Source organism: Cytobacillus oceanisediminis 2691 (genome assembly GCF_000294775.2).
In the GTDB taxonomy this organism is placed as follows: Bacteria; Bacillota; Bacilli; order Bacillales; family Cytobacillaceae; genus Cytobacillus; species Cytobacillus pseudoceanisediminis.
Map to the genome: position 1 here is coordinate 2,417,115 of NZ_CP015506.1, position 22,414 is coordinate 2,439,528.

22 protein-coding genes, 1 pseudogene and 1 riboswitch are annotated in these 22,414 nt (G+C 42.9%); of the genes and pseudogenes, 15 read left to right on the forward strand and 8 right to left on the reverse strand.

Annotated features, from left to right (window positions below; genetic code table 11):
• The first annotated feature begins 12 nt into the window (after positions 1-12).
• The 3 genes and pseudogenes from A361_RS12315 (at position 13) to A361_RS12325 (ending at position 3,761) form a co-directional block, all read left to right on the forward strand.
• Complete coding sequence (locus tag A361_RS12315) at positions 13-336, forward strand: DUF3243 domain-containing protein (protein WP_019379994.1); 324 nt, start codon at positions 13-15, stop codon at positions 334-336.
• Positions 337-467: 131 nt separating this feature from the next.
• Complete coding sequence (locus A361_RS12320) at positions 468-1,910, forward strand: phospholipase D family protein (protein WP_019379993.1); 1,443 nt, start codon at positions 468-470, stop codon at positions 1,908-1,910.
• A gap of 297 nt (positions 1,911-2,207) precedes the next feature.
• A pseudogene (locus tag A361_RS12325) lies at positions 2,208-3,761 on the forward strand (glycosyl hydrolase family 18 protein).
• A 475-nt stretch (positions 3,762-4,236) separates the two neighbouring features.
• On the opposite strand, the gene ade reads toward A361_RS12325, so the two are convergent.
• The 8 genes from ade to A361_RS12365 form a co-directional block, all read right to left on the reverse strand.
• Positions 4,237-5,973, reverse strand: a complete 1,737-nt coding sequence (gene ade / locus A361_RS12330) for an adenine deaminase (RefSeq protein WP_019379990.1) — start codon at positions 5,971-5,973, stop codon at positions 4,237-4,239.
• A 39-nt stretch (positions 5,974-6,012) separates the two neighbouring features.
• Entirely contained in the window at positions 6,013-7,380 is a 1,368-nt protein-coding gene (locus A361_RS12335) for an NCS2 family permease (protein WP_019379989.1), read from the reverse strand.
• 90 nt (positions 7,381-7,470) lie between these two features.
• Positions 7,471-7,785, reverse strand: a complete 315-nt coding sequence (locus tag A361_RS12340; protein ID WP_019379988.1) for an XdhC family protein — start codon at positions 7,783-7,785, stop codon at positions 7,471-7,473.
• Complete coding sequence (locus A361_RS12345) at positions 7,764-8,597, reverse strand: XdhC family protein (protein ID WP_019379987.1); 834 nt, start codon at positions 8,595-8,597, stop codon at positions 7,764-7,766. The genes A361_RS12340 and A361_RS12345 overlap by 22 nt, the downstream gene beginning before the upstream one ends.
• Before the next feature lie 8 nt (positions 8,598-8,605).
• Positions 8,606-10,894 carry a xanthine dehydrogenase family protein molybdopterin-binding subunit gene (locus A361_RS12350; RefSeq protein WP_019379986.1) on the reverse strand — a complete coding sequence of 763 codons (2,289 nt, stop codon included), beginning with the start codon at positions 10,892-10,894 and terminating at the stop codon, positions 8,606-8,608.
• On the reverse strand, positions 10,891-11,766 hold the full coding sequence (locus A361_RS12355; RefSeq protein ID WP_019379985.1) for an FAD binding domain-containing protein: 876 nt from the start codon (positions 11,764-11,766) through the stop codon (positions 10,891-10,893). Before A361_RS12355 ends, A361_RS12350 begins: the two co-directional genes overlap by 4 nt.
• A gap of 16 nt (positions 11,767-11,782) precedes the next feature.
• Positions 11,783-12,367: a nucleotidyltransferase family protein gene (locus A361_RS12360; RefSeq protein ID WP_019379984.1), complete on the reverse strand. Its 585-nt coding sequence runs from the start codon at positions 12,365-12,367 to the stop codon at positions 11,783-11,785.
• 3 nt (positions 12,368-12,370) lie between these two features.
• Positions 12,371-12,859, reverse strand: a complete 489-nt coding sequence (locus A361_RS12365) for a (2Fe-2S)-binding protein (protein ID WP_019379983.1) — start codon at positions 12,857-12,859, stop codon at positions 12,371-12,373.
• A 179-nt stretch (positions 12,860-13,038) separates the two neighbouring features.
• Positions 13,039-13,136, reverse strand: a riboswitch (purine riboswitch).
• A 164-nt stretch (positions 13,137-13,300) separates the two neighbouring features.
• Between A361_RS12365 and A361_RS12370 the strand changes: the two genes are divergently transcribed.
• The 12 genes from A361_RS12370 (at position 13,301) to A361_RS12425 (ending at position 22,413) form a co-directional block, all read left to right on the forward strand.
• On the forward strand, positions 13,301-13,651 hold the full coding sequence (locus A361_RS12370; protein WP_009334695.1) for a Na-translocating system protein MpsC family protein: 351 nt from the start codon (positions 13,301-13,303) through the stop codon (positions 13,649-13,651).
• Between the two features lie 254 nt (positions 13,652-13,905).
• Positions 13,906-15,234 carry a nucleobase:cation symporter-2 family protein gene (locus tag A361_RS12375; protein ID WP_009334694.1) on the forward strand — a complete coding sequence of 443 codons (1,329 nt, stop codon included), beginning with the start codon at positions 13,906-13,908 and terminating at the stop codon, positions 15,232-15,234.
• Between the two features lie 71 nt (positions 15,235-15,305).
• Positions 15,306-16,766, forward strand: a complete 1,461-nt coding sequence (gene allB / locus A361_RS12380) for an allantoinase AllB (protein WP_019379981.1) — start codon at positions 15,306-15,308, stop codon at positions 16,764-16,766.
• 27 nt (positions 16,767-16,793) lie between these two features.
• Positions 16,794-17,384, forward strand: a complete 591-nt coding sequence (locus tag A361_RS12385; protein WP_019379980.1) for a cysteine hydrolase family protein — start codon at positions 16,794-16,796, stop codon at positions 17,382-17,384.
• Between the two features lie 34 nt (positions 17,385-17,418).
• On the forward strand, positions 17,419-17,964 hold the full coding sequence (locus A361_RS12390; protein ID WP_009334691.1) for a UbiX family flavin prenyltransferase: 546 nt from the start codon (positions 17,419-17,421) through the stop codon (positions 17,962-17,964).
• Positions 17,961-19,298 carry a UbiD family decarboxylase gene (locus A361_RS12395; RefSeq protein WP_019379979.1) on the forward strand — a complete coding sequence of 446 codons (1,338 nt, stop codon included), beginning with the start codon at positions 17,961-17,963 and terminating at the stop codon, positions 19,296-19,298. Before A361_RS12390 ends, A361_RS12395 begins: the two co-directional genes overlap by 4 nt.
• Positions 19,299-19,323: 25 nt before the next feature.
• Complete coding sequence (locus A361_RS12400; protein WP_009334689.1) at positions 19,324-19,587, forward strand: BMC domain-containing protein; 264 nt, start codon at positions 19,324-19,326, stop codon at positions 19,585-19,587.
• A 16-nt stretch (positions 19,588-19,603) separates the two neighbouring features.
• Positions 19,604-20,563, forward strand: coding sequence for a hypothetical protein (locus A361_RS12405; protein ID WP_019379978.1), 960 nt, complete (start codon positions 19,604-19,606; stop codon positions 20,561-20,563).
• A gap of 105 nt (positions 20,564-20,668) precedes the next feature.
• A complete protein-coding gene (locus tag A361_RS12410) occupies positions 20,669-21,082 on the forward strand; it encodes a BMC domain-containing protein (protein ID WP_009334687.1) in 414 nt (137 codons plus the stop codon).
• 23 nt (positions 21,083-21,105) lie between these two features.
• The gene (locus A361_RS12415) at positions 21,106-21,390 is read left to right on the forward strand and encodes a BMC domain-containing protein (protein WP_009334686.1); all 285 of its coding nucleotides are present in this window, start codon (positions 21,106-21,108) and stop codon (positions 21,388-21,390) included.
• 2 nt (positions 21,391-21,392) lie between these two features.
• Positions 21,393-22,124, forward strand: a complete 732-nt coding sequence (locus tag A361_RS12420) for a hypothetical protein (protein WP_019379977.1) — start codon at positions 21,393-21,395, stop codon at positions 22,122-22,124.
• Positions 22,125-22,137: 13 nt separating this feature from the next.
• Positions 22,138-22,413 (forward strand): EutN/CcmL family microcompartment protein, encoded by a 276-nt coding sequence (locus A361_RS12425; RefSeq protein WP_019379976.1) that lies wholly within the window; start codon positions 22,138-22,140, stop codon positions 22,411-22,413.
• Position 22,414: the final 1 nt, after the last annotated feature.

Sequence of the window (22,414 nt, forward strand, 5' to 3'; positions counted from 1 at the left end):
AGAGATTCAAGCATGGAACAGAATGTGAATAACGTAAATGGACAAGCAGGCAATGTAGAGGAAAAACTCAGTAATATGGGAAGCGAAAAGAAAGATGAAATTCTTTCAAGCTTTGACGGTTTTAAAGAATATTTAAGCGGAAAGGTCTCCCTGGGCCAGAAAATGGGCATGGATGAGGAACAGCTCGCGAACACAGCTCAAAAGGTAGGCGATTATCTGGCTTCCAAAGAAGATCCAAGAAACAGGGAAGAAAAGCTTCTGCAGGAATTGTGGAAGGTAGGAACTGAAGAAGAAAAGCATAAACTATCTCATATGCTTGTAAAGCTTGTAGGTTAAAATATATATCTTTAAAGGCGAAGGCGCAGGCCTTCGTCTTTTATATTGAGTGAAGGCGTATAGATGAGTTTACAATAGTCAAAAATGGTCTATATATAGTTATCGCAGTCTAGCGGGTAGGGGGAGTCCTGGTGAAAAAGGTTCTGGGAAAGTTAAATAGAAAAACGGTAGGGATACCCATTTTGAGCCTTGTGCTGGTATTGGCAGCAACTATTATCTATCAGTCCAATAAACCATTGCCAAAAGGCCTTTCTTTCGAAGGCGAAGTTTACACTGTAGAAGATATTAAGTTTTTATACGATTTGAATTTTGAAAAAGGTAACGGCAGAAGAGAAAGCGATCATCAGATCTTTAAGCGGATATTAGAAGCCATTGGTGAGGCGGAGGATTTTATCGTGATGGATATGTTTTTATTCAATGGTTTTACTGATGGGGATAAAGATTATCCGGATATTAGCGGTAAAATAACTGATAAGCTCATCGAACAAAAACAGAGCCACCCCAATATGGATATTACAGTGATCACAGATCGGATTAACAGCACATATGGATCACATGATGTACCCGAATTCAAGAAGCTGAAGGAGAATGGAATAAATGTAGTTTATACTTCATTAGTCCCTTTGAGAGATTCTAATCCAATTTATTCGGCATTTTGGCGTGTATTTATACAGTGGTTTGGACAGGGAGGCAATGGCTGGCTTCCCAATCCGCTCGCAGAAAATGCTCCTGAAGTGACATTTCGGTCATATCTCGATCTCATGAATATTAAAGCAAATCACCGGAAGGTTTTTGTAACGGAGAAAACAGGGATTGTAACATCCGGAAATCCCCACAATGCCAGTGGGTATCATTCTAATATCGCGTTTGAAGTAAAAGGGCCAATCCTGGCTGATCTCGTTAAAACCGAGCAGGCGGTGGTCGATTATTCAGCATCAGGCAAACTGACAGATTTTAAGCCTGAAGACAGCAAAAAAACTGGGACTGTAAAGGCCCAGGTGCTGACTGAAGGGAAAATCTATAAACACATTATTAAAGAAATTAATAAATCCGGCAAAGGTGAAACCATCTGGCTCGGCATGTTCTATCTTGCTGACCGGAAAGTGGTTGATTCTCTAAAAAAGGCAGCTGATCGGGGAGCGAAAGTAAAAATGATCCTGGATCCAAATCAGAATGCTTTCGGCTCTGAGAAAATTGGGCTTCCGAATATACCTGTCGCAGCTGAATTAGACAAATTAGGCCACGAAAACATAAAAATCAGATGGTACAATACGGGATTTGAGCAATACCATTCGAAAATCATGTATGTAACCGGCAAAGAAAATAGTATGATCATTGCTGGCTCAGCCAATTTTACAAAGAGAAATCTGGATGATTTAAACCTGGAGACAAATTTAAAAATCAGCGCTCCTGACCAATCCCAGGTTATGAAGGATGTCGACAGCTACTTTAATAAGCTTTGGAATAATAACGGTGCAATTTATACGAAAAACTATCCTTCCAATGAAAAAATGCCTTTGGTAAAATATATTACTTACAGATTGCAGAATCTTACTCACTTTACAACATATTGATAAAAACCTGAAACCTTTCCTGTTTTCATTCCGTTAATATAGGAAGGGTGGAAATAAGTTGTAGGTATTCTAAATTTTCTTCCCATTTTCTGTTTATTTCGATACGATGGAATTAAGGGAGGAAAAGGAATGTATAAAATTGAAACAAGTCCACAAAAGCCTGCCGCTAAAAAACTTATCTTTGCGGGGCTTTTGTTTGCTTTTACACTGATAATTTCAAGCATTTTCATGATTTTATATCCTTTTGCTTCAAAGGAAAAGGTGTCTTACTTTAAAGGAGAACATCCGATATTGTTTATGGGCAAACAGGCGGGCAATGCTTATATAGAAGGTGAATCGATCTACCTGCCATTAACGTTTTTGAAGGAATTTGTCGATGAAGGCATTATTCTTGATGAACACTCACAATCCATCATTATCGCCACAAAAAATAAAGTAGTGCAGATGCCATTGGAATCTTTGAGCTATTATGTGAATGATAAGCCTATGAAACTGGATTTTACAGCTGCTAAACAGATAGGAAAAGACAGATATTTGGCTATCGAGCCGCTTTTGGCTTTCTATCCTATTACTTATTCAATTCTCTCTGATACAGGTGCAATATGGGTTCACAAAGATGGAGAGTCAATGGTTTCCGGCAAGGTGAAGGAAAAAGATATTCATGAAGAATTGCTTCGGCTGAGGACGAAAGACAGTCTGGAATCTCCGTATACGGCTTCAGTATCTCCAAATGAAGAAGTTTTAGTAGAACAAGAAAAAGGAGACTACTATTTTATTAGAAAAGAAGACGGTACAGCTGGTTATTTGAAGAAACAATACATAAAAAAGGGTGAGAACAAACAGATTGCTATTTCCCTTGAAGAATCTGCGTATACAGTGCCGGAACTGGAAGGTCCTATACAGCTGACCTGGGAAGCGGTATATACAAAGAACCCTAATACTTCAAAAATACCGAAGATGCCGGGTATTAATGTCATTTCTCCAACATGGTTTGAGCTTGCGGACGGAAAAGGTTCCATCAAAAACCTGGGATCGAAAGAATATTCAATGTGGGCAAGAAAACAGGGATACCAAATATGGGGCTTGTTTTCAAATGCATTTGACCCTGATTTAACACATGAAGCATTTGGTTCTTTTGAATCAAGGAAGAATATGATTCGGCAGCTTATGCATTTCAGTCAAATGTATGAATTAAATGGGGTGAATCTGGACATTGAAAATGTTAATCCGGAGGATGGGCCATTAATAACACAGTTTGTGAGGGAAGCCACTCCGTACTTTCATGAAGCAGGTTTAGTTGTGTCTATGGATATCACATTCATTTCATCGAGCGGTAATTGGTCGGCTTTTTATGAAAGGGATAAACTTGCCGGGATAGCAGATTATTTGGTTGTCATGGCTTATGATGAACATTGGGGAAGCTCGTAGGTTGCAGGAAGCGTAGCGAGCCTGCCGTGGGTTGAAGAAAACCTGAAACATCTGCTGGAGATTGTTCCTAATGAAAAATTAATATTGGGAGTGCCTTTATATACAAGACTGTGGGAACAAAAATCAAACGGGGATGTTTCTTCTAAAGCACTTTCTATGAGCAAAGTAAAAGAGTGGCTCAGTCAGAATAACGTTACTCCAGTATATGATCCGGAAAGCGGGCAAAATTATGCGGAGCATTTTTCAGAAAAAGATAAAATCACATATAAAGTGTGGCTTGAAGATGAACTATCATTAACCAAACGGACTGAATTGGCAAAGAAATATAATTTGGCCGGTGTGGCAAGCTGGAGCAGGTACTTTGCAGATGAAACAGCTTGGGCAGCATTAACATTAGATAATAAGGAAGTCACTAAGAAATGAAATAAGGCTGGAGAAAACCCCGGCCTTATTTTAAAATATAAGAATGTATAAATTCTGAAGTTAGATAATTGACTAGCTCCATGCGCCAGCGGGTCTCGGGTCTAAGCGTGTCTAGTTACGACTCCTAGGGACTCTAGGTCATAAGCCGTTCCCTTCCAGAAGGAAAAACCGCCTTATGCTTGTCGTCCCTGGACAGTCGCCTCAACATTTCTATCAATCCGTCCAAATGGTTTAAGTACAGCCATTTAGCCGGCTCGTCTTATGCTTGAGGCCCGCAGGACAAGGAAGGCTTCGTCAGCGTAATCTTCGCACGACCAAAAGCGGCAGCTTTTGGGAGGATGCGGGTCATGCAGACGCTGCCACAGGACAAGGAAAGTTACGGCAGCGATACATCGCACGACCGAAAGCGGTAGCTTTTGGGAGGACGTAGCGCTTTAAGTATGGGTTCCTTTATAGGCGGGCAGCTTCCGCTTTTCTATGATTCTGCATTAATGTGGCTAAAGGAGCTGACGGAAAATAATCCTCTATCAGTTAACTTGAGCTCAGGTATTACTGGAAGCGCTAAAAATGAAAGCGTCAAAAACGGGTTGAATTCCATGCTGCATCCGACTGTTCTAAGTGCATGATTCAACTCAGACAAACGTCCGAAAATAAATGAAGAATCCCGATCACTCATGAGCCCTGCAATAGGCAGGGGGAGTTCCGCAAGGATCTTTCCATCCTGGACAACAGCCAGGCCGCCTTTCATTGATGCCGTATGCTTAATTGCCGCCAGTAAATCTTCATCAGAGGTGCCTGCTGCCACAATATTATGGGAATCGTGGGCAACCGTTGAGGCAATCCCTCCTCTTGTAATCCCCAGCCCCTTAATTATGCCAAGCCCGATGCTTCCAGTGAGGTGATGCCGCTCTACCACAGCCAATTTTAAATAATCTTTATCAGAATTAGGCTGGAAATAGCCATTAAGTGAATCGGCCTTTTCCACCAGGTGCCTGGTCACAATGCTGTTCGGTATAATGCCAATAATATTGGCATTCCCAGTTCCCATTCTTATGCTTAAATCCTCACCGTTTAGGCTGCCGATTTTGACACTGTCCAAAATGGCAGTTACAGGTTCGAGGCTCTTAGGAACTGGATCCTTAATGACCCCGTTTTCTGCAGCAAGTATTCCGCTTTTCATTACTTTCTCAACCTTTACATTCCTAAGATCACTAAGAAATATCAGGTCGGCTTCATAACCGGGAGCAATAGCCCCTTTATTTTTCAGGCCGAAGCATTCTGCTGCATTCAGCGTAGCGATTTGAACGGCAAGAATAGGATCCATCCCATCCTTAATGGCCATTCTGACATTATGGTCAATGCTGCCTTCATTGATCAGGTCATCCAGATGCTTGTCATCCGTTACGAATAAACAGCGCCGTGCGTTATGTTCGCTGACAGATTTGAGAAGTGCTAATAAGTCCCTGGCCGCCGATCCTTCCCTCAGCATAACATACATCCCTTTGCGCATTCGGTCCAGCGCTTCTTCAGGGTTTATGCATTCATGGTCCGTTCTAATCCCGGCGGCCATGTATATATTAATTTCATCTGCATTAAGTCCTGCTGCATGCCCATCGATACATTTTCCTTTGCTATGAGCGTCTTCCAGTTTTTTTAGCATTTCTGAATCATTGTTCATAACAGCAGGGTAATCCATTACCTCACCAAGACCGAGCACTCTCGGGTGACCGTAATATTTTTCAAGATCCTTGTAACTGAGAGAAGCGCCGGCATTTTCAAATGGAGTTGCAGGCACACAGGATGGAAGCATAAAAAATACATCAAGCGGGATCTCTTCTGAAGATTCCAGCATGAAATCAATGCCTATTGTTCCGCTGACATTGGCTATTTCGTGAGGGTCTGCAATGACAGTCGTTACTCCGTGCGGGAGAACAACATTGCTGAATTCAGCAGGGGTAACCATCGCTGACTCAATATGGACATGCCCATCAATGAACCCGGGGGCTATATAGCTGCCCCCGGCATCAATGATTTCCTTCCCTTCATAGCTTCCTAAGCCAGCTACGATTCCATCGGCAATGGCTATGTCTTCCTCAATGATTTCGCGTGTAAATACATTTATTACCTTCCCGTTTTTAATAACCAGATCGGCAGGAGTCCTTTTGGCTGCCACGTCTATTCTTTTTCGTAAATTTTCAATGGTTAGCTTCATGTAAACTCCTCGCTTTTTTTGAAAATGACAAACATCTTTTTAATGTCCGCCCATAATGAAATTAATGATAAAGGCTGTACTGACAAAATACATGATCCAGTGAATTTGATGATGCTTGCCTGTAAGAAGCTTAAGCAGTGTGTAAGAGATAAAGCCGAATGCCAGCCCCTGGGCGATACTGAAAGTTAAAGGCATAAGAACGATTGTTAAAAAAACAGGTATGACATCAGTGAAGTCATCGAAGCTTATATGTTTTATTTCACTGAGCATTAAGGCACCAACGAGGATAAGGATAGGTGCTGTGGCTACAGATGGTATGAAATAAATGAGCGGAGCAAAAATGAGCGACAGAAAAAATAAAACAGCTACAGTTAAAGCAGTTAAGCCAGTGCGTCCGCCTTCCGAGATCCCGGTTGCGTTTTCCACATATGCGTTTAAGGCAGTGCTTCCAAAGGCTGCACTTGCCATCGTGCCAATTGCATCTGCCTGAAGTGCACGATCCAGATTTTCAATTTTTCCATTTTCATCAGTGAGGCCAGCTTTTCTTGATAATCCGATGAGGGTAGCTAAATTGTCAAATAATTCTACAATAGTAAAGGAGAAAATGACTGAGATGATGCCATATTTTACTGCTCCCATAATATCCATAGCTAAAAACGTGTCAGACATGCTTGGAAGACTGAGGGATACGATATCACTTACGGCCTTTGGATAGGCAATAAAGCCAACAATCATGGCCAGCGCACTTGTACCCAATATGCTAATCAGCAGCGCGCCTTTTACTTTTTTCGCCATGAGGAGGGCGGCAATAATTAATCCAAAAAGGGCAAGAAGCGGGCCTTGGCTTGTTATGCTTCCTAAGCCGACAAATGTAGATTCATTTGCGACCACAAGTTCTGCATTTTTTAAGCCAATAAAAGCAATGAATAATCCAATCCCAACACCTATAGCTGACTTTAAAACATCCGGGACACCATCTACGATCTTTTGGCGGACTCCTGTAACTGTTAAAATTAAAAACACAATTCCCGATATAAATACAGCTCCAAGGGCTGTTTGCCAGGAAAGTCCCTGACCAAGGACTACTGTATAAGCAAAAAAAGCATTCAGCCCCATGCCAGGGGCAACCGCAACAGGGAAATTTGCCCACAGTGCCATTAGAAGAGTACAGAAGACACTTGCGTATATGGTTGCAGCCAGTGCGGCTTCTTTTGGTATTCCTGCGTCCGCTAAGATAATCGGGTTGACAAAGATAATATAACTCATTGTCATAAACGAAGTAACGCCCGCAAGAAGTTCTGTCTTTACATTGGTATTTCGTGCGGATAGCTTAAAGAGCCGTTCTAAGAGGTTCGCACCAGAGGCAGGCGGGAGGCCTGAACCAAGATCCTTTTCGATTATCGACATGAAAAGTCACTCCTTCTTCATGGTAAATGTCCATTCTGCCATACAAACTGACTTGACCATGGAATAGGCGGGAGTTATACATTATTTTGGTTAAATTGGTTCAATAAAGACATCCATAATTCCGCCGCAGATTCCTCCATCTTCAAAAAATAGCCCTTTCGTTAAATCAACGCGCTGTTGACTTGGAGTATTCGATTGGATGACTTCGAAGGCCTTCTCAATCACTTCTGCTTCACCGCAGCCCCCGCCAATTGTACCTTCAATTCTTCCGCAGGGAAACACAATCATTCGGCTTCCAGTTTTTCTCGGAGTGGACCCTTTGGTGCGAATAATTGTGGCGAGCGCTGCTTTCTCACCTCCTTTCCTGACTTCCATGGCTCGCTTTATGAGCTGCATTTGGTCCATTTGCCGGCCCCCTCATGGAAACCCATCTTCGCATACTTTTTAATCTGTGTACTTAAAGAATTTCCAGATTTTTGATTTTTTACTTTCAGAATTTCTGCCATAATACTGACTGCTATCTCTGCAGGTGTTTCTGCTCCGATATCTAGTCCTACAGGGGTGTATAAATTGTCAAAGCTTTCATCCGGAAAATCCTGCTGAAGTTCTTTAAAAACACCTGAAATGCGCCTTCTGCTGCCAATCATGCCTATATATCCTGCCTGACTGTTTCTTTTTAAAAGTTCATTCAAACTGAGCACGTCATATTTATGTCCCCTGGTAAGAAGGAGAATATAGGTTTTTTCCGAAATATCCACATCCCTGAAATAATGCAGATAGGATTGGCAAACCACTTCATTGGCAAATGGAAAGCGTTCCCTGTTTGCGAACTCTTCCCGATCGTCTATTACTGTGACGAAAAATCCCAGCATACGCCCCATTTCTGCCACGGGTTCACACACATGGCCCGCCCCGGCGACTATCAAATGGAGCGGAGCAGGGAAGTATTCTGCAAAACATTCAATTATGCTGTCCTTCCACACAAATTTCACTGCGCCGGACCGCTTTTTGGCGACAAGTATACTGCATTGTGCTATTAATAGATCCTTCACATCCTGCGGCAGCAGTGAGTTTTCAGTACAGAGGCCTCCATCTGGCCATAATAACGCTTTGGCTCCGAGGATTTTGTTATCAGGATAGTCTGTAATGGTAAGGAGAAATGTGTCTTTTCGGTTATTGATGGACTCTTCTAATTTGGCAAATAAATTGCGGCTCATCAATTGCATCACCTTGCAGATTGGACTTTTTGTTTTTTTAGATCTTTCAATGCATTAAAAACTCTTTCAGGAGTAGCAGGCAGTTGAAAGATTCTAGCTCCTGTTGCATCATATATGGCCGACATGATAGCAGCGATAATCGGAATCATCACTACTTCACCAATTCCTTTTGCCCCAAAAGGCCCTGATTGTTCGGGCTCTTCAACAGGGAAGGTCTCAATTAAAGGCGTCTCGCGAATAGTGGGGATGATATAATCAGTGAAATTCCGTGTCTTATGATAACCATTCTCTATCAGCACATCCTCAAAAAGGGTATAGCCGATTCCCATTACTGCTCCCCCTTCAGCCTGGCCCTCTAACCCCTGCGGATTAATGACTTTTCCAGCATCAGGGATGGAAACAACCCGCAAAACATCCGTTTCACCAGTTAAAGTATCTACTTCAACCATCACGACATGGGTTAAATATCCGTATAAATGATGGGGGGCGCCGCCTGAGCCTTTGATTTCTTCCTTTTCTTTTGGAAGGTAGAAGTGTCCTTCTACTCTGGCAGACTGATGTTGATCATAAAGGTGCTTATATATAGACTTATAGGGTATGATTTGTCCATCGGCTGAAATATGGTTTGGTCTTAAGTCAATTCTTGATGCTTGTAAATTCAGCATTTCAGCAGCTGTTTGGATAAGAAGCTCAGTCATCTTGGGTGCTGCTGCCGCAACAGCTCTTCCGCCGGTGTAGGTGGAGCGGGAGGCAGTTACAGTACCGCCATCAAGTGTCTTCTGTGTATCTCCTTGAACAACCATAATATTGCTGATATCACAGTTCAGCATCTCAGCCGCTATCTGGGCGTACACAGTGCTATTGCCTCCGCCGATTTCCTCGCATCCGACACCTACAAGAAATTTACCGTCTGACTGAAGTTCGATAGAGGCGGCTCCATAATCAGGCAGGCCAATACCCATTCCAATGCCATGAAAGGAAGTTGCGAGGGACACCCCCCGTTTTTTCCATGGCTCACTCACTTCGGATTTATATTTTTCACGGTTCTTCCACAGATCGCAATTTTCTGCGGTTTCAAGTGTTTTATAGGTGCCCACACTGGATTTGACAATGTGGCCGACACTTGAAACTTCGCCCTGATGATAGACATTTTTTTTGCGAAGTTCAATTGGATTCATTCCCAGTTTTTCTGCAATCATATCCATATGGGTTTCAATTCCCATACATACCTGGTTGACGCCAAAGCCTCTGAAGGCACCGGCAATGCCATTATTGGTATAAACACAGAAGCCTTCGAGATCCACATTTGGAATTTTATAAGGGCCGCAAGAATGCTCGATTGCCAGAGCGATGACTGCCCCACCCAGGGAAGCATAGGCCCCGGTATCTCCTATGGCAGTTACCTGGTTAGCGATCAATGTGCCGTCTTTTTTGGCAGCTGTTTTCATTTTGACTTTAAATGGATGCCTTTTTATGCCGGCAATGACAGACTCTTCACGGCTTAAATGAATTTTTACCGGCCGCCCGTTTGTATGCATGGCAAGGAGAGCCAGATAAATTTGAACCGTAATCTCATCCTTCCCGCCGAATGCTCCTCCAATAGGACTTGAAATGACTCTGATTCTTTCAGGGTTATAAGCCAGGGACCTTGCAATCTGCATTCGATCACGGTACGCGTATTGGCCAGGGCAGCGAATCGTGAGGAATCCTTCTTCATCCATAACTCCCCAGCCGCCTTCTGTTTCAATAAATGCATGCATTTGGCGGGGGGAGTAGAAGGTATTCTCAACAATGATGTCAGCTTCTTCGAAGGCTTCCTCAATGTTTCCGTTTTTTATTTTCACATGGCTGTGCAAATTGCCATCAGGATGAAGCTTTGGAGCAGAATCGGTTAAGGCATATTCAGCATCAGCAACAACTTCCAAAGGCTCATAATCCACTTTGATTAACGTCAGTGCCTGTTCGGCGATTTCCAGAGTTTCTGCTGCAGCCAGTGCTACAGCATCCCCTGTGCACCGTACGACATCTGAGCACAGAACAGGCTGATCGGGAACAACAATCCCAAATCCATTAAAGCCGGGAATATCTTTATGGGTAAGTACACAAATAACACCTGGGAGGTTTTTAGCTGCTTCAGTGTCAATGGATTTTATTTTGGCATGCGGATATTCAGACCGCAGGACTTTGCCCCAAACCATATTGTCAAATTGGTAATCGGTCATATATTTTAATTCTCCTGTTACTTTTTCCAGGCCATCAATTCTTTGGACTCTTTTTCCAACCCATTTGGTGTTCATTGGTTTTCCCACCTCCTGATTAGACGATATAACCCTCTTTCCAGTAAAGCGCTTGCCATATCTCTTCTATATGTAGCAGTTGCTCTTCCATCTGAAATGGGCATGACCTCTTTCCAGGCAATTTTGGCAATATTCTGGATTAATTCCTCGTTAAGCTGCCCCAGGGTAAGCATTGATTCACACTTACGTGCACGGATAATAGTCGGCGCCACAGAACCGAAGGCAATTTTTCCTTCCGTGCAATTGCGGTCATTGTCCATTGTGAGTGAAATGGCTACATTCACAATGGAAATGGATTGTGCTTTTCGGGGGCCGAGCTTTTGGAAAATGCCTATACCATTTGATTTTTGCGGCTTTATTAGGATATTTGTAATCATTTCATTTTCTTTTAAAACTGTCCTGCCGGGACCAGTGATAAACTCTTCGATTGGAATGGTCCGTTTATTCGTCAGCGAGGTGAGTTCGAGCATGGCACCGAGAACATACAAAGCCGGAAGGGTATCGCCCGCAGGGGAAGCAGTAGCAATATTTCCCCCGATTGTTCCCATATTCTGCATTTGGGTGGCTCCGACTTCACGGGCTGCTTCCACGAGAACATCCGCTTTTCTCTGCAGAAGCGGTGATTGAATCATATCGGTATGTGTGGTCAAGGGGCCAATATGGATAAAATCTTCACTTTCTTTGATATAGCGCAGCTCTTTTAAGTTTTTAATATTTATCCATGTATCAGGCCGCCATTTGCCTTCCTTCATCCGGACTGCTGCATCTGTCCCGCCGGCTATCAATCTATGTTTCCTGTCTTCCTTTGATAGCTGGGTCAGACATTCGGATAGTGAGGAAGGGGTAATCATATCAATTTCTGAAACGAGCATTGATTTACCTCCCAAGTCATTTTTTTAGGGCATTTATATAATCTGCCTGTTTATTCAGGTTGAGATGAATCTCATCATTTTCAACGGGCACTTCAAGAAGAGCTTTTTCATGCTTTTGAATTACAAATCTCAGGCCCATTCTTTCTTCCTTGATAGATAAAAGATCGCTTCTCAATTGGGCGGAAAAGAGGATAGGGTGACCTCTTTTGCATTGATGGCTGGGAACTGCAATCAGGCCGCCGCTTTTTGCAAGAGATTCTGCAAGCCTGTTAACGGTGAAAGACTGAAGCGGCTGGTCAACAGATGTAATAAGAATCGTTTCTGCTGACTTGACTGCGGTTTTAACTCCGGAAATGATTGATGAGCATTTTCCTTCATGGAATTGTTCATTCATTATGATTTTGATAGGGTATTTCTTTGCGATAGGAATAAATTCTTCGGCTTTGTAACCCAAAACGACAACAATGTCAGAAAACACGGATTCCATGAGGTTTTGCAGCTGATGCTCGAATAATGTCGTTCCTTGCCACGGCAGCAGTCCTTTTAAAGTGCCCATTCTGCTGGATCGGCCTGCAGCAAGAACAATAGCTGTATGTGTCATGGACTATTTGGCTGCTTCCGGTTCGGATATTTTTTTTGAAGCAGCTGTCTGCACTGCCTTAATAATTTTTGTATAGCCTGTACAGCGGCATAGATTGCCGCCTAATGCTGTTTTAATTTCCTCTGCAGATGGGATCGTGTCAACTTTATCTAAAAATGTTTTAGCTGATACGATGATACCCGGAGTACAGTAACCGCACTGTGTTGCCCCTTCAGCAATAAATGATTCCTGAATTACATCGAGATTTGGTGATAGGCCGACTCCTTCACAAGTTGTGATCACCTGGTTTTCCGCCTGGCCAGCGAGGACTAGACAGGAGCATACAACCTCTTTATTGATTAGTACAGAGCATGATCCGCATTCTCCCTTACCGCAGCATTCCTTGCTGGCAGTCAATCCTAAATCTTCCCTTAAGACATCCAGGAGTGTTTTAGCAGGCGGGCAAACGACCGTACGTTCCTTTCCATTAACAATAAAATTAATACTTTTCAAATCTTCGCCTCCTCATAGAGCTTTGAAACTTAAAAATGACAATGAGAAATTGTGTGAGTATTAAGGGATAATAGTCTGGCGAGCAAGCAGAGGTATTTAAATTATGATATTATGCATATTCTTCTAAATAGACTAATAAGCACAAAAAAATTCCTGCACAAAAGGTTCCTGGATGCTATCCACAGGAAAAAGCCTTTCGTAGATAGGAATTCCGGTTCCCAGTAGAAACCCTCAAACCGATTATTGAGGTTATACGAAAAATTCTATTTGATTTTTCAGTGTGCTGGAGGGAGGTATTATCAAGACAATTATAGAAATAGAGGGGGAGTTGATTTGTAGTGTAATAGTTAAGCTAATATTTTGTCAAGTAAGAATTTTCTGATAAATGGTATTGACTTATAAAACTGCCTTGTTTAATATAGTGAATAACAGGAGGACTACATGACTGTAATAACCTCAAAATTCCATCAATCATTAAAAAAAGATCTCGCTTTTCTTTATAATCGTGTCAATCAGGAGATCTACGGTACAGGCGTAAAGAAACAGCGTCTTGAAACTTTTGATGATAGAGTCATCATATTTGCTCAGCATAAGCGTGTACAGGCACTGCATATGCTAAGCCAGAATTTTCATCACCTTACCATATCGGTTGATTCAGCATTAATTGTTGAATTTAAATCGCTTTTAAAGGGTCTGATTGAAAATTCTCTCCATTTGAAAGTCAAAACGATTTTAAAAGATTACGATCCTGATACCGAAGAAGCATGCACAGTTATTTATTTTGAAGAATAGCAGTTTTACAATATGTTTGGGGAAGCTGTGCATGCCGCAGTTTTTCTTAAACCTGAATATCGGAGCGGTTCCTTTGCCTTTTGTTTAACGGAAGCTGAATGAAACCGCAGTAATAGAGCATCTATGTGTACTTTGATGTTATCTATTGCTGCGGTTTTTTTTATACTCATTTTTCTTTTGGGAGGTGATGCCTGTTTTTATCCGCTGGAGTCAGGCTGAGGCATAACAAAGAATTAAACCTGGAGGGGAAGTCTTTGGAAAAGCTAAATCCTTGGAAAGTAGGGACTTTGGGATTTCAGCATGTGCTGGCCATGTATGCAGGTGCTGTTATTGTTCCACTGATTGTTGGACCGGCAATAGGGCTCACGGCCCAGCAGCTTGCTTACTTAATTTCAATTGATTTATTTACTTGCGGGATTGCTACATTGCTTCAAGTAATAGGGGGGAGGCATTTTGGCATAAGGCTGCCGGTGATTCTTGGATGTACTTTTACAGCAGTCGGACCCATGATTGCCATCGGGAATTTGCAGGGCATTACAGCCATCTACGGGGCCATTATTGCTTCGGGAATCATCGTAATGATCTTATCTCAATTTATGAGTAAAATAATGAGATTTTTCCCGCCGGTCGTAACCGGTTCAGTGGTAGCTATTATCGGGGTTTCCTTGATCCCTGTTGCAATGAATAATGCTGCAGGAGGACTTGGTTCCCCAGAATATGGGAGTGCCCAGAATTTATTCCTGGCTGCATTTACACTCGTTCTCATTATTTTAATGAACAGGTTCTTTAAAGGCTATATGAGAGCTATATCTGTGCTGCTTTCATTGGTGGCCGGAACGATCACTGCTTATTTTATGGGGCTCGTCAGCTTTGCCGAAGTCAGCCAGGCTTCCTGGTTTCATGTCGTTCAGCCATTTTATTTCGGATTCCCGACATTCAATGCCTCGGCCATACTTACAATGACTTTAGTAGCTATTGTGAGCATGATTGAATCTACTGGGGTATTTCTGGCCCTCGGAGATGTCTGCGAGAGAAAGCTGGACTCCAAAGACATAAAAAAAGGGCTGCGTGCAGAGGGGCTGGCTGTGGTAATAGGAGGAATCTTTAATGCATTTCCTTATACGTCCTTTTCACAGAATGTGGGACTTGTAGCGCTAACTAAAGTAAAAACGAGAAATGTAGTTATCGCAGCTGGCGTTATATTAATGATTTTGGGGCTTTTGCCTAAAGTGGCAGCTCTGACCACGATTATCCCTATGGCTGTTCTTGGCGGAGCAATGATTCCAATGTTTGGAATGGTTATCTCATCCGGAATCAGAATGCTTTCTGTTGTTGATTTCAGCAAAAATGAAAACTTGCTTATCGTTGCCTGTTCCATAGGAATCGGACTTGGTTCGGCAGTTGTCCCGCAAATTTTTGAAAGTCTTCCAACAAGCGCACGCTTGCTGGTTGAAAATGGGATCGTGCTGGGAAGCATCACAGCAATTTTATTAAATTTGGTATTTAATTATAAAGATTTAAATATAAGTGAAAGTGAAAGAATCGAACAGCTGAAAGGAGATCATTCAGCTGAAGCGATTTAAATGCAATTGCTGAAACCATCTGCCTCTTCTTCGGGAGGCAGAAATCCAAATAATAGATAGGAGCAGGAGAAATGGATTTAATTTTGAAAAATGCAAGCATTCCCCAGGGAGATCGTCAGGTTTTAACAAATATTCTGGTAAACGAGGGAAAAATTGTTGGCTACACTAATGACATTTCTTTTCTAAATGCAGCCAGGGTAATTGATATTAAAGGAAAATTAGTCGTTCCAGGCTGTATTGATCCGCATACTCATTTTATGGATCCAGGCTTCACTCATAGAGAAACCTTTGCTACTGGCAGCCGTTCTGCAGCAGCCGGAGGCTTAACAACCATTATAGATATGCCTTGCTGCAGCAAGCCATCCGTTCGTGATGGGGAGAGTTTCAATAAAAAAATCGGACCAATCAGGGATCAGGCCTATATTGATTACTGTTTCTGGGGAGGCATGACTGGAGAAGATGCTCGTGAAGGCTGGATTGATAATATTTATCCGCAGATTGACCAGGGAGTTGTTGCCTTTAAAGTTTACATGACTCCTTCTGTACCTACCTTCCCTAAAGTATCGGACGCAGAGATGCTGGAAATTTTCAGTAACGTTGCAAAAACCGGACTCCCAATTGGTGTACATGCTGAAAACTATGATATCTGCACATTCTATTCCAAAAAACTTGAAAAGGAAGGGCGCCTTGACGGACCAGCATGGGCGGAAGCGCGTTCAAGCCTCGCTGAGAAGGTGGCCATTGAATTGATTCTCAGCTTTGCAGAAGCTACAGACGCACGTGTACATGTGGTACATATGAGCACAAAAGAAGGCGTCGAGCTGGTAAAAGCAGCCAAGAAGCGTGGTGTTAAGGTTACAGCAGAAACCTGTCCTCACTATCTTGTACTTAATGCAAAGGACTCCATGTCAGAGCGCGGTTCCTATGCAAAGATTGCTCCTCCTTTACGAGGAAAAGAGGATAACGAATCTCACTGGCAGGCTCTGGCTGACGGAACCATCGATTTTGTCGGTACAGATCATGCTCCATATGAAATTGCCACAGAAAAGGATTATCCTGGGGCAACGATCTGGAACACTTTCCCTGGCATACCCGGGGTAGAAACGATGGTGCCGATCCTTGTCAGTGAAGGTTTAAATAAAGGCCGTTTATCCCTATCAAGATTTGTCGAGGTAACGAGCCGCAATGCCGCCATTCACTATGGCATTTACCCTAAAAAGGGATCAATGGAAATTGGCAGTGATGCTGATTTCACTGTTATTGATCTTGAGAAAGAATATGTAATAGACGAGCAAAAAACAGAATCAATGGCTAAATATAACCCTCTGCATGGCATGAAGCTTAAAGGAAAGCCAGTCCAAACGATCATTCGCGGAAACGTGATTTTCGATGAAGATAAAGGCATCGTAGGAGAAGCGGGCTATGGTGAGTATGTTCCGCGCCAAAGCATTCAGAGGCTTGAGAGAACATTCAAGTATGAAAAATACGAAGCGGTAAAAGCAAAAACAAAAGACCCAGTAGCACAGCAATAAATAGTTAATAGAGGGAGGCTGACCGGATTGGAACTTAGGGGAAAAAAGCACTGTGTGGTCATTATTGATATGTTAAACGACTTTATCGGCGAAAAAGCAGCATTAAGGTGTGAAAATGGCGAAAAAATAGTTCCCAAAATTCAAGAGCTTATTCAATTCGCTCATGAGCACAATATCCAGGTTGTGCATGTTCAGGAAGCACACAGAAAAAATGACCGGGATTTTCGCGTGAGGCCTGTCCATGCAGTTAAGGGAACCTGGGGTTCGGAATTCATTCCAGAGCTTCAGCCTGATGAGAGCAAAGGGGATTATGTGGTTCAAAAGAGGCGGCATAGTGCGTTTAGCTACACCGATTTTGATCTCTTCTTGAGAGAAGAAGAAATTGATACCGTCGTGCTGACTGGAGTCTGGACCAATGTATGTGTTCGCAGTACTGCTTCTGATGCTTTGTATCACGGCTACAATGTCATTTGCATTTCAGATGCCACCGCTTCTCAGGATGACGATATGCATGTATCAGGTTTAAGAGACATTGATATCTTCGGAGATATATTATCAACAGAAAATTACAAAATGCTTGCTAAAAAGAAATTCTCCCAAGACGAATCTGTTGTCTAACTCCTCGCTGGGGACTAGGAAAAAGCGGATTTTAGTGGGCATTACCGGAGCAAGCGGATCATTGTATGCTTATACATTGATCCGCGCTCTTCATCAATTAGAGATCGAAACGCATTTAATTGCTACGGAGATGGGAGAAAAAGTAATGCAATTTGAATGCGGGGTCAAGATGGACGAGCTGAAGGAGTATGCCACTATCCACAGCAACCAAAATCTTTTCGCTGCGGTTGCCAGCGGATCCTTTAAGACAGACGGAATGGTTATCGTGCCATGTTCGATGAATACATTGGGAGCTATTGCGAATGGGGTCGGTGATACGCTACTAAGCAGGGCTGCCAGTGTTGTCTTGAAGGAGAATCGAAAGTTCATTATTGTTCCTCGGGAAGCACCTTTTAATTTGATTCATTTGCGCAATATGACTCTTCTTGCTGAGAGTGGAGCATGTATAATGCCTGCATCACCAGGCTTCTATCATAAGCCGACGGAAATATGGGAGCTGGCCAACTTTATGGTGGCAAGGATCTTGGACATGCTGGATATTGACCATGAGCTGCTGGAGAGATGGGGGGAAAAGGCATGAACCCTGTAACAATGAGGGCATTGCTGGATAGATGGGAAAGCATGGGACTTCTTCATCGGGTGAAAAAAGAAGTGGATCCGATGCACGAGCTGGGGGCAGTGATTAATGCCAAAAAAGGAAAAGAGCCTTTTTTATTTGAAAAAATTAAAGGCTATCAATCTTCCATGGCGGCCGGTTTGGGAGGTGACAGAGAGCTGATGGCTGACAGCATGGGAATCCAGTCTGCCGAACTTATTCCTAAAATCATCGATTCAATTGTTAACCCTATTCCAACCACGTTAAGGCAAACTGGCCCTGTTCAGGAGAATCTGGTGAGCGGGGAATTCGATCTTGCAGACTTGTTTCCTATCCCAACCTATCACGCGGAAGACTCAGGTGCCTATTATGTTTCAGGAATATTGGTGGTTAAAGATTTATCGGGGAGAAAAAGGTATACCTCCATTCGCAGAATGCAATATCTTGGCGGGAATCGAACGAATATTCTCATAACCTCTCCAGAGCTGATGGAGCAATATGTCCATTATGAAAGCATTGGCGAACCGATGGAAGTGGCTGTTATGTTTGGAGTGGTTCCAGCAGTTGTATTAAGTTCTCAGATTAGTACACATTTGTATCATACCGACAAATTGGATGTTGCCGGTGCACTGCTCGGCCAATCCCTTGATGTTGTTCAATGCAAAACGGTCGATCTGGAAGTATTGGCTGAGGCGGAAATCGTTTTGGAAGGCAGAATGCTGCCATATGAAAGAGAACTGGAAGGACCGTTTGGCGAACTGGCAGGTTATTATGGCACCAGAACGCCTCAGCCGGTTGTAGAGTTTTCAGCCGTTACTTATCGTGATAATGCTATCTCACAGACTATTTTTCCATCAAGCTATGAAGAAAGGCTGCCGATGGCGCTTGTAAGGGAAGCTACGCTTTTAAGCACCGTCCGGCAAGTGGTTCCAAATATAAAAGCTGTACATATCTCGATGGGCGGGGTGGCTCGCTATCATGCAGTCATTCAAATTGAGAAGAAGCATGATGGTGACGGCAAGCAGGCAGCACTTGCAGCTTTTGCAAGCGATAAGGATTTAAAGCATGTGGTTGTCGTGAATGATGATGTCGATATTTTTGATTCAGATGATGTTGAATGGGCCATTGCGACAAGAGTCCAGGCTGGTGATGACATATTTATCGTTCAGGGTGCAAAGGGATCGCCGCTCGAGTCTTCCCATCATCTAAAAGGAGTCAGTGATAAGATGGGCATCGACGCAACCTATCCTCTTGGAAAAGAAGAGTTATTTAAAAGGACTTCAATCCCCATTGAAGTGAATCTCGAAGACTATCTTTAAGCTTCTGCAGTAGAGGAGGTCAAAAATGAAGGCAATAGGCTTGATTGAAACTAGGGGGTTGACAGCGGCTATTGAAGCGCTGGACTCAATGGCAAAAGCGGCAAATGTCAGTTTAGTTGATTTAAAGAGAGTCGGATCCGGCCTTGTCACCGTCATTATTGAGGGCGATGTCGCAGCAGTGTCTGCAGCTGTTGAGGTTGGGAAGACTGCACACACCATGACAGGAGGAGAACTGGTTTCGGCTAATGTTATTCCCCGCCCTCATTCAGAACTTCGCAAAATTCTTTAAAGGAGGTGCATAATGTGTGTCTGACTTTATTAAAAGTGTTGTAGAAGAAGTGATGAAGCCTTACGGCAAGTCAAAAGTAAATCCTATTAATGGGGTTTCCAACCAGTCCCCCCCAAGCAGGCAGCAGGGAACGAAGAAGAATATACCGGGCATTACCCGGCCTAATTACCAGAAGGAAAAAATGAATAAAAGAATATCAGTTCATCATTCAGTACCGGTCAAGACTGCAGAGCCACATCAAAACCTTAAAAGGCAACCAGTTTCTCATTCTGCACCCAAGTCTTCAGCTAAGGAAAAAATTGCACAGCTTCAAACCCTATCCCTGGTACAGGGGAAACATCCGGTTTCTTCCAATGCTGGCTTTGCTGATATAAAACCTGACCGTAATGCAAGAGAAAGCCAGCTTATCGGACAAACGCCGGAGGGTGTAAAAGTCTGGCTGTTCTCAGAGCTTCATCCAGCTCTTGAAAGCTCTTTTCAGCGGGAATTAAAAACAGCCTCAATCGGTGTAGTCATTTCAGAAAAATGCACGCCAGGGCAGTTATTTATGCTGAATGACCTTTTAAGAGAGTTTCCTTCTTTAAGATATTGCCTGACATGGGACAAAAACAGCGGGAAATCTTTTTCGCTGGAGCTATATGAAGAGAATCATGGGATACTATTAAACGCCTTAAAGAGCTTCTTTAAAAAACTTTCCCAAAAATCCTTTAAAACTACTCAAATCTATAGAGAAAAATCCCCCAGTCCATGGCTTACTAAACAATTGGGGCTGAACTCTTCAATCGGCGGTGTGGCTGTCATTGAAGGGATCGACTATTATTCGGGTATTTTGATCCTTGACCGTTACATGAAAAAAAGCACTTCTGAACATTTCAATTTTTTAATAGAGAAGAAATACTTGCTGCTTCATGGACACTATGATGATGTTTCACGCATCTCTGATCAGCTTCATAAGGAATTCGACAGAATTAATTAGTTGTAAGCCAGCATCTCTGTCACAGATCAGAAACTATTCATCCCGGAAGCATCTTATAGGCATGGAGAGATGATTTGTCTATTTCATAGGAGGGGGATTTACCAGTTGCAAGCATTGGGACTGATTGAAACCGTTGGTTATTCAACAGCAGTTTCTGCAGCAGATGCAGCCGTAAAAGCAGCAGATGTAGAAATTGTAGGAATTGAAAAAGTAATAGGAGTGGAGAGCTATCTGGGGGTTACAATCCATTTTAACGGGGATGTAGCGGCAGTGAAGTCTGCTGTCGATGCTGGTGTTAGTGCTGCAGAAAGAATTGGAAAAGTAATTTCTGCTCATGTCATCCCGCGTGCCCACAGTGAAGTAGCAGGGAAGCTGCTTCCGAATTTTAAGCTGGAAGATATGCATCCTGGAAATGATGCTCAAGGGGGTAACAGACTAGAGGTTAACCCGAATAGAAAAAAGCAAGCAAAAGAGAGCAGCAACTTTAATGTTAACGATACAGACAAATCATCAGGTTAATAAATTTAAGGAGGAAACACACAATGGGTGAAGCATTGGGATTAATCGAGACAAAAGGTCTTGTAGGCGCAGTAGAGGCAGCGGATGCAATGGTTAAAGCAGCTAATGTGGAGATCTGCGGATATGAAAAAGTGGGATTTGGTCTTGTAACGGTTATGGTCAGAGGAGATGTTGGAGCAGTTAAAGCAGCCACCGATGCAGGTGCGGAAGCGGCCAGCAGAGTTGGAGAACTCATTTCGGTACATGTCATCCCAAGGCCGCACAGCGAAGTTGAAAGAGCTCTTTTATCAAAAAATATCGGTGAATAAGCATGAGCAGCAAAAAGCAGAGTGTTATGGCAAAAAACACTCTGCAGGAGCTTTACCTGCGAAATGACAGCTGCAGAGACAGAAAACCTCACATCCTGGCTCTATTAACCTCTCATATGATAGGGATGGAACCAGGATTTTCTTACTTGAAAAAGTTAACAAAGAAAGATATTACACTCAGAATGGCTGCTGAGGAGGAAATGCTAAAACAATTTCCGCTTCAGGAGTTAGTTAATCTGACTGGAAATGACGATTGGATCTCTCCGACAGCGTTTCATGCCCAGCCAATTGATCAATTCGATGAGATCTTTTTGCCTATTCTATCCTTTTCTTTAATAACAGACATACTGTCCCTTAACGAAAAGAGACCAATTGTGCAGATCATCCTAAAGGGCTTATTGAAGGGAAAACGGATCACGGCTTTAAAGGCTGGAGGTGATCCCTTCAGCCAATATTGGAAACTGAAAGGAATGGATAAAGGCCCCGACATGTTAAAAAGGAAGCTCAATGAGCAGATGACAGAACTGAAGATGCTTGGAATCAGATTAATAGATTTCCATCAACAAGCAGAATTTGATGTTCAGCATGTGAAGAAAACGGTTATTACCGATGAATCAGTCCGGTTTGCCCGTTTTAGTAAGCTTGATCAAATAGCTGTTCCAAAAGGGGCTATCATTACCCCCCTTGCAAGAGATACAGCAAAGGAACTGAAGATCGAAATCATTCTACATTAAGGAGAAGGTCTTTATGCAAATGGGAATAGTGGTTGGTCGTGTAACTGCCACAAGAAAAGATGATAATCTTGTGGGCACAAAATTATTAATTACCCAGCCTGTAGGATTGGACGGCACGCTGTTACCGAACCCCATTATAACCGTTGATACTGTTGGTGCCGGAATAGGAGAGAAGGTCATATATGTGACTGGAAGCATGGCATCAAGAGCCGTCCAAAATAAAGATGCTCCTATAGATGCGGCCATTATCGGAATTATTGACAGTGTAGAAGGGGAGACAGGGGGTTAAT

Bases quoted from the DNA above. Each gene is read 5' to 3' on its own strand.
- A361_RS12315 (WP_019379994.1), top strand. From the start codon at position 13: ATGGAACAGAATGTGAATAACGTAAATGGACAAGCAGGCAATGTAGAG.
- ade (WP_019379990.1), bottom strand. From the start codon at position 5,973: ATGAAGCTAACCATTGAAAATTTACGAAAAAGAATAGACGTGGCAGCC.
- A361_RS12335 (WP_019379989.1), bottom strand. From the start codon at position 7,380: ATGTCGATAATCGAAAAGGATCTTGGTTCAGGCCTCCCGCCTGCCTCT.
- A361_RS12340 (WP_019379988.1), bottom strand. From the start codon at position 7,785: ATGGACCAAATGCAGCTCATAAAGCGAGCCATGGAAGTCAGGAAAGGA.
- A361_RS12345 (WP_019379987.1), bottom strand. From the start codon at position 8,597: ATGAGCCGCAATTTATTTGCCAAATTAGAAGAGTCCATCAATAACCGA.
- A361_RS12350 (WP_019379986.1), bottom strand. From the start codon at position 10,894: ATGAACACCAAATGGGTTGGAAAAAGAGTCCAAAGAATTGATGGCCTG.
- A361_RS12355 (WP_019379985.1), bottom strand. From the start codon at position 11,766: ATGCTCGTTTCAGAAATTGATATGATTACCCCTTCCTCACTATCCGAA.
- A361_RS12360 (WP_019379984.1), bottom strand. From the start codon at position 12,367: ATGACACATACAGCTATTGTTCTTGCTGCAGGCCGATCCAGCAGAATG.
- A361_RS12370 (WP_009334695.1), top strand. From the start codon at position 13,301: ATGACTGTAATAACCTCAAAATTCCATCAATCATTAAAAAAAGATCTC.
- allB (WP_019379981.1), top strand. From the start codon at position 15,306: ATGGATTTAATTTTGAAAAATGCAAGCATTCCCCAGGGAGATCGTCAG.
- A361_RS12395 (WP_019379979.1), top strand. From the start codon at position 17,961: ATGAACCCTGTAACAATGAGGGCATTGCTGGATAGATGGGAAAGCATG.
- A361_RS12400 (WP_009334689.1), top strand. From the start codon at position 19,324: ATGAAGGCAATAGGCTTGATTGAAACTAGGGGGTTGACAGCGGCTATT.
- A361_RS12415 (WP_009334686.1), top strand. From the start codon at position 21,106: ATGGGTGAAGCATTGGGATTAATCGAGACAAAAGGTCTTGTAGGCGCA.
- A361_RS12420 (WP_019379977.1), top strand. From the start codon at position 21,393: ATGAGCAGCAAAAAGCAGAGTGTTATGGCAAAAAACACTCTGCAGGAG.
- A361_RS12425 (WP_019379976.1), top strand. From the start codon at position 22,138: ATGCAAATGGGAATAGTGGTTGGTCGTGTAACTGCCACAAGAAAAGAT.